The following is a 15217-nucleotide window of genomic DNA, read 5'->3' as shown; positions in this document are numbered from 1 at the left end:
CGTCGTGGCCTTGGCTTCGGCGTTGATTGTTCGGTTGCGCGGAAAATCGCTCAAATGCCAGAACGGGTCTTGTCGGAAAGTCCGGTAATTTGAACGTAAGGTACGTCGAACCTGTCAAACGACAAAATGAACGTGCGTTGACGGTTTCCGCCCCCAAAGGGCGGCGGCGGATTCAACCATGAAATTCAGTCAGGCGTTTCGGCGCCAATTCCCTGGTGTGGTTCCCACAATGCTGGTGAAGACACGGGTAAAGTGGCTCTGATCGGAGAAGCCGCAGGCAATCGCGACTTCCGAAAGTGGAATATCCGACCGCTTCAGCAGTTCGCGTGCCCGTGCAACGCGCTCTTTTACAAGCCACTGGTAAGGCGTTACGCCCGTGGTCTCGCGAAAGGCCCGGATGAAATAACCACGGGAAAGATTGCAAGCCTGCGAAATATCCAGAATGGAAACCTGCCCGTCGAGGTTTTCGAGCAAGAGATTCTTGGCGAGAACCTCGTGGGAACGCGACAGTTTTCTCGATTGTACCGGAGGCGCTTGCGTCTTGCCGCCATAGCGCTGAACAAGATGGGTGCCTATTGCCGTCGCCAGCTGATCGACGAACAGCCTGCTTGCCTCTGCCGGACGCTCCAGCGCCGGAATCAGTGCGCGCACGAGGTTTGAGAGCACGGGGTCGACCGAGGCTGTTTCCGCCTGAAGCATCGTTACGCCGGAAAAATCTGTCTCCTCGGCAATTCTGGCAAGCGATGCCGGCGAAATCTCAAGCAGGAGCATGTCGAAGGCGCCGTTGAGGTCGGCCTTGTAGGGTTCGGCAAGATTGCGAATGTAAAGGGAATCCTCACCGAACACATGGTTCGTTACATGATGTTCATGGAAGATCCGACGCGAATGACCGGCAAGGGTCGATATGCCGATGGCAAAGCCGCGATCGCTGGCCGGCGTCGTGACCTGCTCGATCCTGTCGTCGCGCGTTCCCTTGCGGAAAAACGAGATGTCGGCCCCTGCAAGGAACTGATCCTTGTAGAGCTTGTCGAACGGGCATCCGAAACTGTCGGTTTTCTGCGCGAGAGGAGTTTTGGTCCCGCTGATGGATTTACGGAGCAAGGCGAGCCACTTTCTCTTTCAATCTTCAAGGGCAATCCGGCATACTGCCAATTTGATGCCATGGCGGCGAAATTGAGTCCATTCCTTTCTATAATGCGCTGCGTTATCGCCTATGATGACGCTTGCCGTTAAAATCGAAACCGCTGAAGCGAGACCCATGTGAGTAATGCATTCGCCGCAGGCGAAAAAATTGCTGATTGTTTTCGGACAGGCAATGCCCGGTCCCTGATAACGATACCGCTTCGCCGCGCCGTGCTGTCCATCACACATCTCTGGTGCAGTTACGATAATGACGATCCGCCGGTTATCCTGCCGCCCGATAACGCTTTCCTTGTTGTGCTCTATCTGTGCGATGCCGAGCATCGCGACATCTGGCCTGACCGCCCGCCCGGCGCGCTAAAGCTCTATCCGAAGGGATCCATCTGCCTGATCGATTTGCAGCAGGGCGCCGGCATCGCAATACAGGGCGGCTTCGAAGTTCTCGTCTTCCACATTCCCTATGAGCATTTGGCTGAGCTTGCGGACGAGGCGGGCGAGCCGCGTGTCGAAGACCTCACGGTCTGTCGCGGGATCGAGGACCGGACGGTTCGTGACATTGGTGCTGCCCTCATGCCGCTTTTCGACATGGCGGACGATGTGCGGGACAGGTTACTTGTCCACGTTGCATTGGCGTTCAACGCCCATATTGCCCAGCGTTACGGACGGCCCCGTTATCAACATTGAAACACCGCAGGTCGCATGACCGCGGCGTTTCAATTCTCGCTTTGCTGATCGGCGTGAGAGCCGGCCTGTTTCTTCAGGCCGCCAGCGGTTCCAGATTAGCCTCGATTTGAGAGCGGAAAGGCTCGTATTGCTGCGGCAGCTTCAGCGCTTCACCCAGATGCGCGGTGTCCTCGTCCCGATCGAAACCGGGCTCATTGGTGGCGACTTCGAACAGCACGCCACCGGGGGTGCGGAAGTAGATCGCCAGGAAGTAGTCCCGGTCGATGACCGGAGTGACCTGATAGCCGGTATCCATGAGCGCCTTGCGCACTTCGAGTTGCTTCTGGCGACTTTCGACGGCGAAGGCGATGTGGTGCACCGATCCGGCACCCTGTCGGGCAAACGGTGTCTTCGGCAGGGATACAAGGTCAATCGTATCGGCTCCGTTGCCACCGGGCATGATGAAGCGTGTCGTGTCTCCTTCCGTATCGGCCTTCTGGTAGCCCATGAAGCCGAGAAGTTCGCTCGTGGCCGCCGTGTCGTGGAGGTTGAAGCGCGCGCCGGTAAATCCACGGATTGCCACATCCTCGCCAATGCCGGACGCCGTCCAGGGTGAACGGGCGTCGTCAGCCGTCTCCACAAGGGCAAGGCTGTCACCGTCCGGGCCGGAGAAGCGCAGACGCGCCGCGCCGAAGGTGGTGTCGGTGCCGATGATGCCGGCACCCTTTGCCGTCAGGCGATCCTGCCAGTAAGTCAGCGCCCCTTGCGGAACGGCGAACTGGACCTCGCCAACTTCCCCGACGCCGGGGCGCCCGTTCATCATGTGCGAGAAGGGGAAGTAGGTCATGACCGTGCCGGGCGTGCCGTTCTGGTCACCGTAATAGAGGTGGTAGACATTCGGATCGTCGAAGTTCACGGTCTGCTTCACGCGGCGCAGGCCGAGAACATCGATGAAAAAGCGGTTGTTTTCGCGTGCGTCGGAAGCCATCGATGTAATGTGGTGCAGGCCCTTGATATCCTTGATCATCGTCGTTGCCTTTCTTCGTCGGCGTTGTCTGTGTTTCGGTGAGGAGAGATTTAGCCGGGTTGATTGGCGAAAAGAATTGCAATATTAATTTTGAATGAATTGCTTTTTTTGAAATAATAAGACGGGCGGCTGGAACTGATGAACGACTACAAGGCGCTGAAGACCTTTCTGCTAGCGGCGGAGAAACGCAACTTCGCACAGGTCGCCCGCGAACTGGGCATGACCGCAGCCGCAGTGACGCGTGCCATCGCCGCGCTGGAGGAAGATCTCGGGGTACAATTGTTCGTCCGCACCACCCGGCAGGTCTCGCTGACGACCGATGGCGCGATCTTCGCAGCGCAGGTGCAGCCGGCCATCGAGACGCTCGAGAATGCACGGCGCGACGTGCGCAACGCGCACAAGGCCGATGAGGGGCGCCTGCGGATCAGTTCGCCGACATGGCTCGGCAAGACGATCCTGCCGCCGATCCTTTCTGGTTTTCGCGAACTCTATCCGAAGATGTGCTTCGAGATTTCCCTGACGGATGGCCTCATCGACATTGTCGATGACGATTATGATCTCGCTATCCGCATTTCCTCGGCTCCTTCCGACAAGTTCACGATCTGGCGCAAGATCCGCGCCGTGCCCCGCATTCTCGTTGCGGCACCCGGTACGCGGTTTACCGAGATGCAGCACCCGAGCGAACTGTCCCCGGACGATTGTCTTGCCTATAGCAGCGAGAGCCGGCGTGAGAACTGGGTGCTTTCCGACGGCAGTTCCAGCCTTTCCATCAGCGCCGGTCGCGCGTTCAGCGCCAATAGCGGTGAGGTTCTGGCCGACATGGCGGCTGATGGTCTCGGCGTTACCATGCTGCCGGGGTTCAACATTGCCGGACATATCCGCAGCGGTCGTCTGGTTCATGTGCTGCCCGGCTGGGCACCGCCGGAACTCTGGCTGACGCTTTATTATCCACCCTATCAGGCGTTGCCGCCGCGCATCGCAGCCTTCTCGAAATATTTCGAGGAACAGGTAGCCTCACGGATGGTCATGCTCGACTGAACCGACCGCGTGCTGCAAACGCGCGAGAACCAATCGCCAGAACTCTCCCATAAGTTTACATCCTGCAAATTTAGCAGCCATTCCTTACCGGATATTAACGCCTTGGCGGTGATAATCGAGGAAAGGGAGCGTCGTGCTCGTTGCGCTGGCTCAGGTGGATCGTTCTGCTTGACAGATATTGCCTGTCCGGAAGCGGGCGAAAGCAGCGATAATTGATCTGTGGCGATGCCTTGAGAAGTCCGAACGCGGCATGACGCGGCGTGAACACGAAGATTGTTTGTAAACGCAAGCAGACCCAGGGTCTCGTGCACGCGATGAAATACGACGAAGAAACCGCACGCCGTTTGAGTTCAATTGAAGCGATCCAGCGTGCCCACACAACCGAAAAGGACGAGGTTCGGGCGATCGAGGAACTGCATCGCGCTCTTGATCTGGAGGGCGTGTCACTGCTCATGTTCTTTTGTTCGCCAACCTATGACCGCTCCCTGCTGGCAGAGGCCATGGGCTCGAAATTTTCCGGTGTCGAACTGGTCGGATGTACTACGGCCGGCGAAATAGGCCCGGATGGTTTCACAGAGGGTGGCATTTCGGCCATGACCTTTCCCGCCGCGCATTTTCGCTTTTCCAAGATGAGCATAACCGATCTGGCAGCATTCCGCATGTCCGAAGGGCAAGGTGCGGCGAAAGCCGCCTGGACGGCGCACGTAAACTCGATTCCCTCCGCCACGACGGAAAACTCTTTCGCAATGCTCCTGATCGACGGCATGTCGGTTCGTGAAGAGCAGGTGACCCGCGCGCTGCAAACGGGATTGGGCGAGGTGCCGCTGGTAGGTGGTTCCGCCGCTGATGGGATGGCGTTTGGTGAGACGTTCATCTTTCATGATGGAGGCTTTCACACCAACCACGCACTTTGCATTCTCGGCACGACGGACCTGCCATTCAGGGTTTTCAAGACCCAGCATTTCGAAGCGATGGACGAGCGCATGGTCGTGACCGAGGCCGACGGCAGCCGTCGGATCGTTCGTGAAATCAATGGCTTTCCGGCTGCGCAGGAATATGCCCGTGTGCTGAATACCAACGGTGCAAATCTCGACCCCGCGCATTTCGCCTCTTCACCGGTGGTGGTGATGATAGATGGTACGAACTACGTTCGCTCCATCCGGCAAGCCAATACCGACGGCAGTCTGACGTTTTTCTGCGCCATCGAAGAGGGGCTTGTGTTCCGCGTGGCGCGGGGAAACGGCCTGCTTGAGAACCTTTACACGACAATGGATGCATTAAAAGGCGGGCTTGGAGGCATCCAGGGCGCGCTCGTGTTCGACTGCATCCTGCGTCGGCTGGAACTCGCGCAATCGAATGATCGCGACGCGGTAGCGCGGCTACTGGTTGAAAACGGTGCCGTCGGTTTCAACACCTATGGCGAACAATATCACGGCGTCCACGTCAACCAGACGCTTGTCGGCATTGCTTTTGGCGAGGTGCGGGCATGAGCGGCGTTTCGGCTGGCGCTGCAGGCAATGAAATGGCTGAACCTTCGAACGAGGGCCTTGTGGCGGAGCTTGCCCGTCTGAACAAGATCCTGCGCGTGCTGATGGACCGGGCCGAACGGGGCGCGAGCATTCAGGGGTCGGATTTCAATATTTTCCAGACAACTGTCATGCTTGAAGAGCAGGTGAGGCTGAGGACCGCCGAACTTGAAGCGGCCCTGCGCGAAAACGAGAAGATGACGTCGGCGCTCCGGGACTCGGAAGCGCGTTTCCGTGGCATGGTCAGTCAGTCGCTCGTCGGCATCACGATTTTCGAGAGCGGTGTCGTTACTTACGCAAACGACACCTTTGCCGGTATCTTCGGCGTAACGCAGGCAGACCTCATCGGGCACAATCCCGTCAAGCTGTTCCATCCGGATGATCAGGAGACGGTTATCCATAACATTCGCCGCCGCCAGACGGGAGAGGTTGCGAGTGTCGACTACACGGTCCGGGGCCTTCGGTCGGATGGAAGCGTCGTCTACGTCGAGATCCACGGCAGCACCATGGAGATCGATGGCCAGCGGGCTCTCATCAGCATGTTTCTGGATGTGACTGCGCGGGTCACCGCAGAGCGGGAACTGGCGCTTCTTCAAGAGCAACTGAAAGAAATGACCGTGCGGGACGCGCTCACCGGGCTGCATAACCGGCGCTATTTTGAGGAGCGGTTGCAATATCACCTCGCGCGCGCCGCTTCACATCGCACGGCGTTCTCGCTCGTCATTGCCGATATCGATCATTTCAAGGCGATCAACGATACGTTCGGGCATCCGACCGGCGATCAGGTGCTACGTGACGTTGCGCGATTGCTGTCCACGCCTGATTTTGGCGGTGAGGTGTGCCGCTTTGGCGGTGAGGAGTTCGTGATCCTGTTGCCTGAAGCCGATCTTCAGCGCGCTGTTGCCTGTGCCGAAGCCTGCCGCATGGCCATTTTCTCAGCCCGCATGCAAATGGGCGGCAAGACTCGGGGAATCACGGCCTCATTCGGTGTCGCGACATTGACCGCTCCCTCGGTCTCGGGTGCCGAACTTGTCGCCGCGGCAGACAGCGCGCTCTATCTGGCGAAAGATCTGGGGCGCAACCGTGTTCAGGCCGCCGGTGGCGAGAACGATATGACTTCCTCCAGGTGATGGCCAAGCGGATCATTGCCCTCTCGACGCTTTATGTGAACGTCAAGTACACGCAGGCACTGGCGCTCTCGACCGCTTATCAGGGCGGCATCGTTCTCTGGGCCGCTCTTCAACGTGCGCCTGCATCAGCCTGCCTGATCGTTCAGCGTTGGCGATCAAAGCCCTCCCCGTCCTGCGGGGAGGGTGCTCAGGTCCGGGCTATGGCATGGAAAAATGTACCTGTGACCCGCCCGCGTTGCCCGCCCGCCGGGCCAATCTCACGGCCTTCGCCATCGGCAATCAGTGCGAACGGCGCATCCCTGCCGGGATCGGTGATCCTCGCATAATGGAATTCGTGGCCGCGAATGACGGTGCCTTTCCCGCCAAGAATGCCATCTTCAAGAAGCCTTGCCTGCCGATAACCGAGGTTCATCTTGCGGGTCGCGAAACTGGTTGCATGGGACAGGAGGCCTGTCATGCGGTGGGTCACGCCCGCCGCATCCGTCAGGCTCGAGCCTAGTACCATGAAGCCACCGCATTCGCCGTGGACGGCTCGTGTCGAGGCAAATCGCGCCAGCCCTTCACGGAAGTGATTGGCTGCCGCGAGGGCCCCGGCATGGAGTTCCGGGTAGCCGCCCGGTAACCAGCAGACATCGCAATCGGTGTGTGGCGCTTCATCCGCTAACGGCGAGAAAGGAACCAGTTCCGCGCCCTGGTCACGCCAGCCCTGTCGCAGATGTGGGTAGAGAAAAGTAAAGGCGCGATCTTCGGCAATGGCGATCCTCTGGCCGGGTGGCGGCATGATCTTATCCGCCGATGCGGTTGGAAGCACCAGCGGGGCGGCGACGTTGAAGATCGCATCGAGATCAAGGCCGGTCTCCGCCGCATCGGCCAGTCGTTCGATATGGGCCTCCATCTCCGGGTGTTCGCTAGCCTGAACAAGGCCCAGATGCCGCTCCGGGAGTACGAGTGCTGCGTCCCGCCGCACGGCGCCGACGAGCGGCACGCCAAGCGCCAGGATTGCATCGCCGGCAAGGCGCACATGACGGTCGCTTCCAGCCTTGTTCAGCGCTACAGCCGCAATGCGGACGCCGCGATCGTAATGCATGAAGCCACAGGCTATCGCACCCGCCGTCTGGGACTGGCCGGAGACATCAAGCGCCAGCAGAACGGGAATATCCAGTGTCCGGGCCAGATCAGCCGCCGCACCGGACCGGTTCGGCTTGCCCGGAATGCCGTCGAAAAGTCCCATCGCACTTTCGATGAGGAGAAGATCCGTATCCTGCGCCGCCCTTTTGAGAAGGTGCGATGCCATAGCCGGGTCCATGGCCCAGGTGTCGATGTTCAGCCCCTCCCGCCCGGTCGCCACCGCATGGAAGCCGGGGTCGATATAATCCGGCCCGGTCTTGACGCCGCGTACCCGGACCCCGCGGCGGGAAAAAGCGCGCAGCAGGCCTATGGTGAGACTGGTCTTGCCCGAACCAGAACGGGGCGCACCGATGATCAGGGCTTTTGCCGTCATGCGGCGGTCCCTCCGGAAAGGCGGGCGCGCATGGTGACGATGCTGCCGATCACGATCAGGGCCGGGGCGGCGAAGCCCTGTCTTCGGGCTTCCGCGGCCAGTTCGTGGAGTGGGGCGGTCATGATCCGCTCCTGTGCGGTCGTCGCGGCCATGATGATGGCAGCGGGCGTTTCGCCGGAAAGACCCGCTTGCATCAGTTTCGCGATGATCTTTTCCAGGTTCTTCATGCCCATGTAGACGATGATCGGCTCGCCGGTGCGCGCCAGCGCCGCCCAATCCAGATCATCCGGTTCATCGGCGGCATGCCCGGTCGCAAAGGTCACGGCTCGGCTCAATCCCCGCATGGTGACCGGAATGTGAGCGGTCGCCAGTGCTGCGAAAGCGGAGGTGAGGCCCGGCAACACCCGGAAGGGGATATGTTCCGCCGTGAGCGCCAAAGCTTCCTCGCCACCCCGCCCGAAGAGAAAAGGATCGCCGCCCTTGAGCCGCAGCACGCGCTTGCCTTTTCTTGCTTCGAGAATGAGGGTGGCGCAGATGTCCGCCTGCGCGGCGGAAGGCTTGCCGCCGCGCTTGCCTGCATAAATGTGTTCGGCGCGCGGGCACAGCAACAGCACCGCCTCGTTCACCAGCGCATCGAAAACGACGACATCGGCCTGCGCGAGCGCGCTCAGCACTTCGAGAGTGAGATGGCGGGGATCGCCCGGTCCGGCTCCTGCCAGCCAGACATGGCCCGGCTGGAATTCCGGCCAGCCGGTTTCGAGGGTGGAAAGCGTGTCGAAGAGGGTCATGCCTGCGCCTTTTGCCCGTGACGGCGCGTCACCGGCCCTTTATAGGATGGTCCATGATGGAAAGTGGTCGCGAGCTGAGACGGGGTTGGACAACCGGAGCCTGCGCGGCTGCGGCTGCGAAAGCCGCGGCCATTGCGCTTGATGGCGGCGATTTCCCCGCGCTCGTGGATGTGCTTCTGCCGGGTGGCCAGCGTCCTGCCTTTGCCCTTGCCGGGCAGGAACGGGGCGATGGTTTTGCCCGTGCCACGATCATCAAGGATGCCGGCGACGATCCCGATGTCACCCACGGGGCCGCCATTTCCGCAACCGTGCGTCGCCGCCCGCCGGGAAGCGGCATTGCGTTTCGCGCCGGTTCCGGCGTTGGCACGATTACCAGGCCCGGTTTGCCCTTGCCGCCCGGTGAACCGGCCATCAATCCCGTACCGCGAGCCATGATTGCCGAAGCCGTGCAAGAGGCGACCGGATCGCAGGATTATGAGGTGGAGATTTCCGTTGCCGATGGCGAACGGCTGGCGGAAAAAACGCTCAATCCCCGCCTTGGAATTCTCGGAGGCATTTCCATCCTGGGCACAACGGGCATCGTCATTCCGTTTTCCTGCTCTGCCTGGATTCATTCGATCTGGCGCGGCATCGACGTAGCCCGGGCCGAAGGCCTCACCCACGTTCTGGGAGCCACCGGCAATGCATCCGAAAAGGCGGGGCAGGCCCTTCATGATCTGCCGGAAGTCGCTCTCATTGACATGGGCGATTTTGTCGGCGGAATGCTGAAATACCTGCGCAAGCATCCGGTGGCAAAGGTGACGATTGCCGGAGGCGTCGCCAAGATGACCAAGCTGGCGCAGGGCATGCTGGACGTTCACTCGAAGCGCGGGCTGGCCGATCTTGAGGCTCTGGCCGGACTTGCCGTCGCGGACGGTGCCGATGACGGTTTGTGCAGGGCTATCGCTGGGGCAAATACGGTTGCACATGCGTTCGATCTGGCCGGTGCGCAGGGCTTCGACCTCGGCAGGCTGGTGGCGGCGCGTGCCTGGGCGACGGCGGCCGCCGCACTCGACACGGATGCAATTGCGCTCGAAATCCTTGTTTTCGATCGCGAAGGACTGTTGAGGGGCCGTCGCGATTTCGCGCCTGCGGTTCATTCACCCGCCCCTTCGAAGCCCTGACGGAAGCGGCGAACGTAATCCGTGCTGTAAAGCGCGCTTTCCCGGAAATCATTGGCGCCGAGACCGGGGCCAACCAGAATGAGCGCCGTGCGTTCCACCGGTTCGGCGGCAAGTTGTTCCACAATATCGCCAAGAGTGCCGCGAATGATCCGCTCATCCGGCCATGTCGCCCTGACAACGATCGCGACCGGGCATTCTGCGCCGTAAAACGGGAGGATTTCCGCAACAACACGCTCAAGGGCATGGATCGCCAGATGGATGGCGAGTGTCGCCCCTGTCGCCCCGAAGGCCGTGAGCGTTTCACCCGGCGGCATTTTCGAGGCTCGGCCGGAAACCCGGGTCAGGACAAGGCTCTGCGCCACTTCCGGAATGGTCAGTTCCCGCTTCAGCGCGCTGGCTGCGGCGGCAAAGGCGGGAACGCCCGGCGTCATCGTGTAGCCGATGCCGTGGCGCTCAAGACGGCGGATCTGCTCGGCGACGGCGCTCCAAACCGAAAGATCGCCGGAGTGGAGCCGCGCGACATCCTGTCCCGCCTTGTGAGCCGCCAGATATTCCGCCTCGATCTCATCCAGAGACAGGGCAGCCGTATCGACAATGCGGGCGTCGGGCGGGCAATAGGCCAGTAGTTCTTTCGGCACGATAGAGCCGGCGTAGAGGCAGACCGGCGATGCCGCGATGAGGCGCATGCCCCGCAGTGTGATGAGATCGGCGGCGCCCGGTCCGGCACCAATGAAATGAACGGTCATGGATGATCTCCGATGGCGAGGGCGATGGTGACGCCCGCGAGAATGAAACGGGGAAAGAGCAATCGGCTGTCGGCACCAGCGGCCACCAGTGCGGCCGCCTCGCAGAGCGAGCCGCTGCCGGTGACGGCAAGGCTCATGGGGGAGGTCGTGAGAAGACGGTCGTTCACGCTGGCCAGTTCCTGTTCGGTCATGTGAAAAAGTGGCATGCCAAGCCTTTCTGCGGCCTCGTTAAGGCCCGCTTCCTGCACCTTCAGGGCGCCTGTAGCCAGTTTGCCGATCTCTTGCCGTGTGAGGTCCGCCCGCAGCAGGGCTGTATCGAGTGCTGCGACGACCTCGTCAGCGCTGACGCCGCTTCGGCATCCGATGCCCGCGACGATCACGGCTTCACCCAGGCCCATTGTGTAACCGGCATGGCGGGTCGCCAGCCTGTCATCGCGCCGACCGGCGCTGCCCGCGCGACCTCGATCCGCGTCAGCGTCCCGCCATGTCTGGCCTGTGCCGCCAGAAGCACAGCGTCCATTTCAAGCGTCACAGCATTGGCCACCAGCCGTCCGCCGGACCGCAGGGCAGCCATCGTGGCTTCGACGACACCATCGCCCGACCCGCCGCCGCCGATGAATATGGCGTCCGGCTTGGGCAGAGCCGCCAGAGAGGCGGGGGCTTCCCCTTCGACGATGCGCAAGCCCGGCACACCGAAAGCCTCGGCGTTTCTCTTTATTCGCGCGATGCGTTCGGAGTTCTTTTCGATGGAGATCGCGGCGAGGGATCGGTGCGCCAGCATCCACTCTATGCCGATCGAGCCGGCCCCCGCGCCGATGTCCCACAGAAGTTCGCCATGGCGTGGTGAAAGAGCACTCAGTGTCAGGGCCCGGATCTCGCGTTTCGTGATCTGCCCGTCATGCTCGAACAGATCGTCGGCAAGGCCGAAGCCGAAGGGCAGGATGCGTGCCGCTTCGTCTGCCGCCACCTCCATGGCCACCACGTTGAGCGGATGGACCGGCAACAGGTTGCAAGCGGATGCAACACAGGACTGAATGCGTTCATCCGGTCCGCCAAGCGCTTCCAGGACGGTCAGCCGGGACGCCCCGAAACCACAGGACTGAAGCAGGGCAGCGATGGCTTCCGGACCATGCGCATCGGATGTGAGCGCGATGATCTTCGCGCCGGGGTGAAGATACGGACGCAGAAGATGGAGCGGGCGGCCATGCACCGAAAGGCATTGCGCATCCTGCAGCGGCCAGCCGAGGCGGCCGGCGGCCAGCGAGAAAGCCGAAGGAGCGGGGAAACTCACGAACTCATGCGGGCCCAGCTTGCGGGCCAGCGTTGCGCCGACGCCATGGAAAAAGGGATCGCCGGATGCCAGAATGGCGACGGCCTTGCCCTTCAACGCCAGTACGTCGCCCATCCCGGCGTCAAACGGCACAGGCCACGGATGAGAGGCGCCCTCAATAAGGGGTGCGGCGAGAGCGAGGTGCCGCTGACCGCCGAAGACATGGGAGGCCTTTGAAAGCGCGTTGCGGGCCGCTTCGCCAAGGCCTGGTACGCCATCTTCGCCAAGGCCGATGATGGACAGCCACGGCTCTTGCGTTAAAACGTCCCTGTTCGATTCAGGAGACAGCATGAAAGCCCCCATTCTTATTCTCGGTGGCACCACGGAAGCGCGACAGCTTGCCAGCAGGCTGGTTGCCGATGGCTTTGTCTGCCTGCTTTCGCTCGCAGGACGTACGAAGGAACCGGTGGCGCAGCCCGTGCCGACAAGGGTTGGGGGCTTCGGCGGGGCCGATGGTCTGGCCGCCTATCTGCGCAATGAAGGCTTCGGCCTGTTGATCGATGCGACGCATCCCTATGCGGCCCGCATTTCGGACAATGCCGCGCGTGCCGCTACTCTTTCGGGCGTTCCACTGATCGCGTTGCGCCGCCCCGCCTGGCAGCATCAGGGCGGTGACATCTGGCAGGCCGTGCGAAGCGTGACCGAAGCGGTCGAGGCGCTCGGAACAGCGCCACGCAGGGTTTTCGTGGCGCTGGGGCGAAACGAACTCGGCCCGCTGGAGGCTGCCCCGCAGCATCGTTATCTCATCCGCAGTGTCGATCCGGTCGAGCCGCCGCTTGGCGTTCCACATGCCGACTACATCACGGCGCGTGGTCCCTTCGCCGAGGCTGACGAGCGTCGACTGCTTGAGGAACACGCCATCGGGGTCATCATTTCCAAGAACTCCGGTGGTTCCGCTGCCTATGGCAAGATCGCCGCTGCCCGCGCTCTTGGAGTCCCGGTGGTCATGATCGGGCGCCCCGCTCTGCCTCAGGCGGAAAGCGGCGAAAGCGTCGAGGCGGTGGCAACGCTCGTCCGTCATCATGTCTCTTTCCAGAACCGCGGCGAATAGACGAGGGCAGCCTTGCCGGCTCGTTCGATCTGCCGCGTCTGCGCCGAGCCGACGATGATGCAGGTTGCCATATCGGCCATGGAGGCCGCGGCATCGCGCAGGGGAACAGTCCGGATGGCCTCGTCGCGACGTCCTGCGGCGCGGCCGAAGATCACCGGCACCGTTTCGGGAAGATGCGCGCGCAACAGATCGAAGGCCCGGTCCAGTTGGTGGGGGCGGGCGCGGCTGACGGGATTATAAAAGGCCATGACGAAACCGGCGCTCGCTGCGGCAACAAGTCGGGCCTCAATGACGGCCCAGGGCTTGAGGTTGTCGGAGAGCGAGATCGTACAGAAATCATGCCCGAGCGGTGCGCCGACCCGTGCCGCAACGGCCAGCATGGCGGTGACGCCCGGTACGACGCTGAATTCGATGGCGCGCCACTCTGGCGGCCCGGCTTCCATGGCCTCGCAAATGGCGGCGGCCATGGCAAAGACGCCGGGGTCACCGCCTGAAACGACGCAGACCTTTCCGCCACCGGCGGCTAGAGCGAGGGCGGCTTCGGCCCGTGACAGTTCCTCCCGGTTATCGGAGGCATGGCGGCGCTGGTTCGGCGCTAGTTGCAACCGATCCAGATAGGGAACGTAGCCGAAGAAATCCTCCGAGGCGGCGATGGCTGCGCCTGCCTGCGGTGTCAGGAAGCCCTCATCGCCGGGACCAAGCCCGACCACCGTGAGAAAACCGGTCATGCGGCAGTCTCCGTCTGTGCGGCTGCACCGGGGCGCGATTGCCATCCCGGCACGAGAATGATGGAGAAGTAGGGGGCCGGGTCATCGCCGCGTTCGTCTAGCGCCTGCACATAGCTGTTTTCCATCGTGCCGCGTTCGACATAGACCGAGCCGTCAAGCTTTCCGGCCCGCTCCAGGGCCCGGCGGATTTTCGGCAGGTTGCGCCCGACCTTCATGATGACCGCGGCGTCGGTTTCACCCAAACGTTTTACGAGTTCCGCCTCATCCAGCGTGCCCGGCAGGATGGTCAGAATGTCGTCACCCTGCACCAGCGGCAGCCCTGCCTGCGACCAGCAGCCGGACATGGCAGTCACGCCCGCCACCACCTCGGTGTCATAACGATTGGCAAGGCGCAGATGCAGGTGCATGTAGGAGCCGTAGAGCAGTGGATCGCCTTCGGACAGCACTGCGACGGTGCGTCCTGCATCGAGATGGACGGCTATTTCCTGAGCGGAGCGTTCGAAAAACGTGCCGATTTCCGCACCGTAGGCTTCGCTCTTGCGGTGTTTCTCAATGGTCACGGGGTAGACGAGCGGCAGTTCCACGCTTTCAGGGCGGATATGGGCCACGGCGATGCCGCGACCGTTTCCGGTTGCGCCTTTCTTGCAGAAATAGGCGACGACATCGGCTTCCTGCAGGGCGCGCACGGCCTTCAGGGTCATCAGTTCGGGGTCACCGGGGCCGGTGCCGACGCCATAGAGCTTTCCCTTTTTCATAGGCCCGACCTCGCCAGTGCGTTGACAGCAGCAGCGGTCATGGCCGAACCACCCATGCGACCCGTTACCACCGCATGCGCAATGCCGAGCCCGCTTTCGCGCAATGCCTCCTTGGATTCCGCCGCGCCGACGAAGCCCACCGGCATGCCGATAATGGCCGCCGGGCGTGGACCGCCCTTTTCCAGCTTTTCCAGAAGGTAGAAGAGAGCCGTCGGCGCATTGCCGATTGCCACGACAGCCCCTTCGAGGTGCTCGTCCCAGAGATCGAGCGCCGCCGCCGAGCGTGTATTGCCGATCCTTGCGGCAAGCGATGCCGTGCGCGGATCGCGCAACGTGCATATCACCGGATTGCCGGCCGGCAGACGCGCGCGGGTTACACCGTGGGCAACCATTTCGGCGTCGCAGAGAATGGGCTTTCCCGCGACAAGAGCCGCGCGCGCTGCGGAGACGAAACCAGGTGAAAAATGGAAATGGGCCGCGGCGTCCACCTGCCCGCAGGCATGGATCATGCGGATGGCGACATCGGCTTCCTCCTCGGAAAAGCGGGAAAGATCCGCCTCGGCGCGGATGATCGCAAAGGATTTTTCGTAGATGGCGTTGCCATCGCGAATGTAGTCGTAATCGGTCATGG

The 15217-nt window shown here is 61.8% G+C and carries 16 protein-coding genes; 6 read left to right on the top strand and 10 right to left on the bottom strand.

Translation table 11 applies throughout. From position 1 onward, the window contains the following. Positions 1–189: 189 nt before the first annotated feature. Positions 190–1101, bottom strand: a complete 912-nt coding sequence (locus GGQ66_RS15225; protein ID WP_210287281.1) for a helix-turn-helix domain-containing protein — start codon at positions 1099–1101, stop codon at positions 190–192. Positions 1102–1353: 252 nt separating this feature from the next. Between GGQ66_RS15225 and GGQ66_RS15220 the strand changes: the two genes are divergently transcribed. Continuing rightward, on the top strand, positions 1354–1824 hold the full coding sequence (locus tag GGQ66_RS15220) for a hypothetical protein (RefSeq protein WP_183793579.1): 471 nt from the start codon (positions 1354–1356) through the stop codon (positions 1822–1824). A gap of 73 nt (positions 1825–1897) precedes the next feature. Here the strand turns inward: GGQ66_RS15220 and GGQ66_RS15215 are convergent, their stop codons facing one another. After that, the gene (locus tag GGQ66_RS15215) at positions 1898–2830 is read right to left on the bottom strand and encodes a VOC family protein (RefSeq protein WP_183793578.1); all 933 of its coding nucleotides are present in this window, start codon (positions 2828–2830) and stop codon (positions 1898–1900) included. Between the two features lie 138 nt (positions 2831–2968). On the opposite strand from GGQ66_RS15215, the gene GGQ66_RS15210 reads away from it, so the two are divergent. The 3 genes from GGQ66_RS15210 to GGQ66_RS15200 all read left to right on the top strand — a co-directional run bounded on the left by GGQ66_RS15210 (position 2969) and on the right by GGQ66_RS15200 (position 6524). Continuing rightward, positions 2969–3868, top strand: a complete 900-nt coding sequence (locus tag GGQ66_RS15210) for a LysR family transcriptional regulator (protein WP_183793577.1) — start codon at positions 2969–2971, stop codon at positions 3866–3868. 260 nt (positions 3869–4128) lie between these two features. Next, positions 4129–5358 (top strand): FIST N-terminal domain-containing protein, encoded by a 1230-nt coding sequence (locus GGQ66_RS15205; RefSeq protein WP_210287280.1) that lies wholly within the window; start codon positions 4129–4131, stop codon positions 5356–5358. Further along, a complete protein-coding gene (locus GGQ66_RS15200) occupies positions 5355–6524 on the top strand; it encodes a GGDEF domain-containing protein (RefSeq protein ID WP_183793576.1) in 1170 nt (389 codons plus the stop codon). The genes GGQ66_RS15205 and GGQ66_RS15200 overlap by 4 nt, the downstream gene beginning before the upstream one ends. 187 nt (positions 6525–6711) lie before the next feature. On the opposite strand, the gene GGQ66_RS15195 is transcribed toward GGQ66_RS15200, so the two are convergent. Both GGQ66_RS15195 and cobA read right to left on the bottom strand, forming a co-directional pair. Next, positions 6712–8025: a cobyrinic acid a,c-diamide synthase CobB gene (locus GGQ66_RS15195; RefSeq protein ID WP_183793575.1), complete on the bottom strand. Its 1314-nt coding sequence runs from the start codon at positions 8023–8025 to the stop codon at positions 6712–6714. Beyond that, on the bottom strand, positions 8022–8813 hold the full coding sequence (cobA, locus tag GGQ66_RS15190) for a uroporphyrinogen-III C-methyltransferase (RefSeq protein ID WP_183793574.1): 792 nt from the start codon (positions 8811–8813) through the stop codon (positions 8022–8024). Before cobA ends, GGQ66_RS15195 begins: the two co-directional genes overlap by 4 nt. A gap of 53 nt (positions 8814–8866) precedes the next feature. Here cobA and GGQ66_RS15185 point away from each other — a divergent pair, with 53 nt between their 5' ends. Continuing rightward, entirely contained in the window at positions 8867–9976 is a 1110-nt protein-coding gene (locus GGQ66_RS15185; RefSeq protein WP_183793573.1) for a cobalt-precorrin-5B (C(1))-methyltransferase, read from the top strand. On the opposite strand, the gene cobM is transcribed toward GGQ66_RS15185, so the two are convergent. The 3 genes from cobM to cbiE are packed head-to-tail and all read right to left on the bottom strand — an operon-like array spanning position 9949 to position 12343. Then, positions 9949–10722 carry a precorrin-4 C(11)-methyltransferase gene (cobM, locus tag GGQ66_RS15180; protein ID WP_183793572.1) on the bottom strand — a complete coding sequence of 258 codons (774 nt, stop codon included), beginning with the start codon at positions 10720–10722 and terminating at the stop codon, positions 9949–9951. The genes GGQ66_RS15185 and cobM overlap by 28 nt on opposite strands. Next, positions 10719–11120 carry a cobalamin biosynthesis protein gene (locus tag GGQ66_RS15175; RefSeq protein WP_183793571.1) on the bottom strand — a complete coding sequence of 134 codons (402 nt, stop codon included), beginning with the start codon at positions 11118–11120 and terminating at the stop codon, positions 10719–10721. The genes cobM and GGQ66_RS15175 overlap by 4 nt, the downstream gene beginning before the upstream one ends. After that, positions 11099–12343 carry a precorrin-6y C5,15-methyltransferase (decarboxylating) subunit CbiE gene (gene cbiE, locus GGQ66_RS15170; RefSeq protein ID WP_183793570.1) on the bottom strand — a complete coding sequence of 415 codons (1245 nt, stop codon included), beginning with the start codon at positions 12341–12343 and terminating at the stop codon, positions 11099–11101. Before cbiE ends, GGQ66_RS15175 begins: the two co-directional genes overlap by 22 nt. Between cbiE and GGQ66_RS15165 the strand changes: the two genes are divergently transcribed. After that, the gene (locus GGQ66_RS15165; protein ID WP_183793569.1) at positions 12342–13103 is read left to right on the top strand and encodes a cobalt-precorrin-6A reductase; all 762 of its coding nucleotides are present in this window, start codon (positions 12342–12344) and stop codon (positions 13101–13103) included. The genes cbiE and GGQ66_RS15165 overlap by 2 nt on opposite strands. On the opposite strand, the gene GGQ66_RS15160 is transcribed toward GGQ66_RS15165, so the two are convergent. The 3 genes from GGQ66_RS15160 to GGQ66_RS15150 are packed head-to-tail and all read right to left on the bottom strand — an operon-like array spanning position 13073 to position 15215. Then, the gene (locus GGQ66_RS15160) at positions 13073–13831 is read right to left on the bottom strand and encodes a precorrin-3B C(17)-methyltransferase (RefSeq protein WP_183793568.1); all 759 of its coding nucleotides are present in this window, start codon (positions 13829–13831) and stop codon (positions 13073–13075) included. The genes GGQ66_RS15165 and GGQ66_RS15160 overlap by 31 nt on opposite strands. Continuing rightward, positions 13828–14586: a precorrin-2 C(20)-methyltransferase gene (locus GGQ66_RS15155; RefSeq protein ID WP_183793567.1), complete on the bottom strand. Its 759-nt coding sequence runs from the start codon at positions 14584–14586 to the stop codon at positions 13828–13830. The genes GGQ66_RS15160 and GGQ66_RS15155 overlap by 4 nt, the downstream gene beginning before the upstream one ends. Next, the gene (locus GGQ66_RS15150; RefSeq protein WP_183793566.1) at positions 14583–15215 is read right to left on the bottom strand and encodes a precorrin-8X methylmutase; all 633 of its coding nucleotides are present in this window, start codon (positions 15213–15215) and stop codon (positions 14583–14585) included. The genes GGQ66_RS15155 and GGQ66_RS15150 overlap by 4 nt, the downstream gene beginning before the upstream one ends. Positions 15216–15217: the final 2 nt, after the last annotated feature.

This window comes from Allorhizobium borbori (assembly GCF_014196535.1).
Lineage (GTDB): Bacteria > Pseudomonadota > Alphaproteobacteria > Rhizobiales > Rhizobiaceae > Ectorhizobium > Ectorhizobium borbori.
Note: the sequence above shows the minus strand (reverse complement) of the source record. Positions and strands in the feature narration are given on the sequence as shown.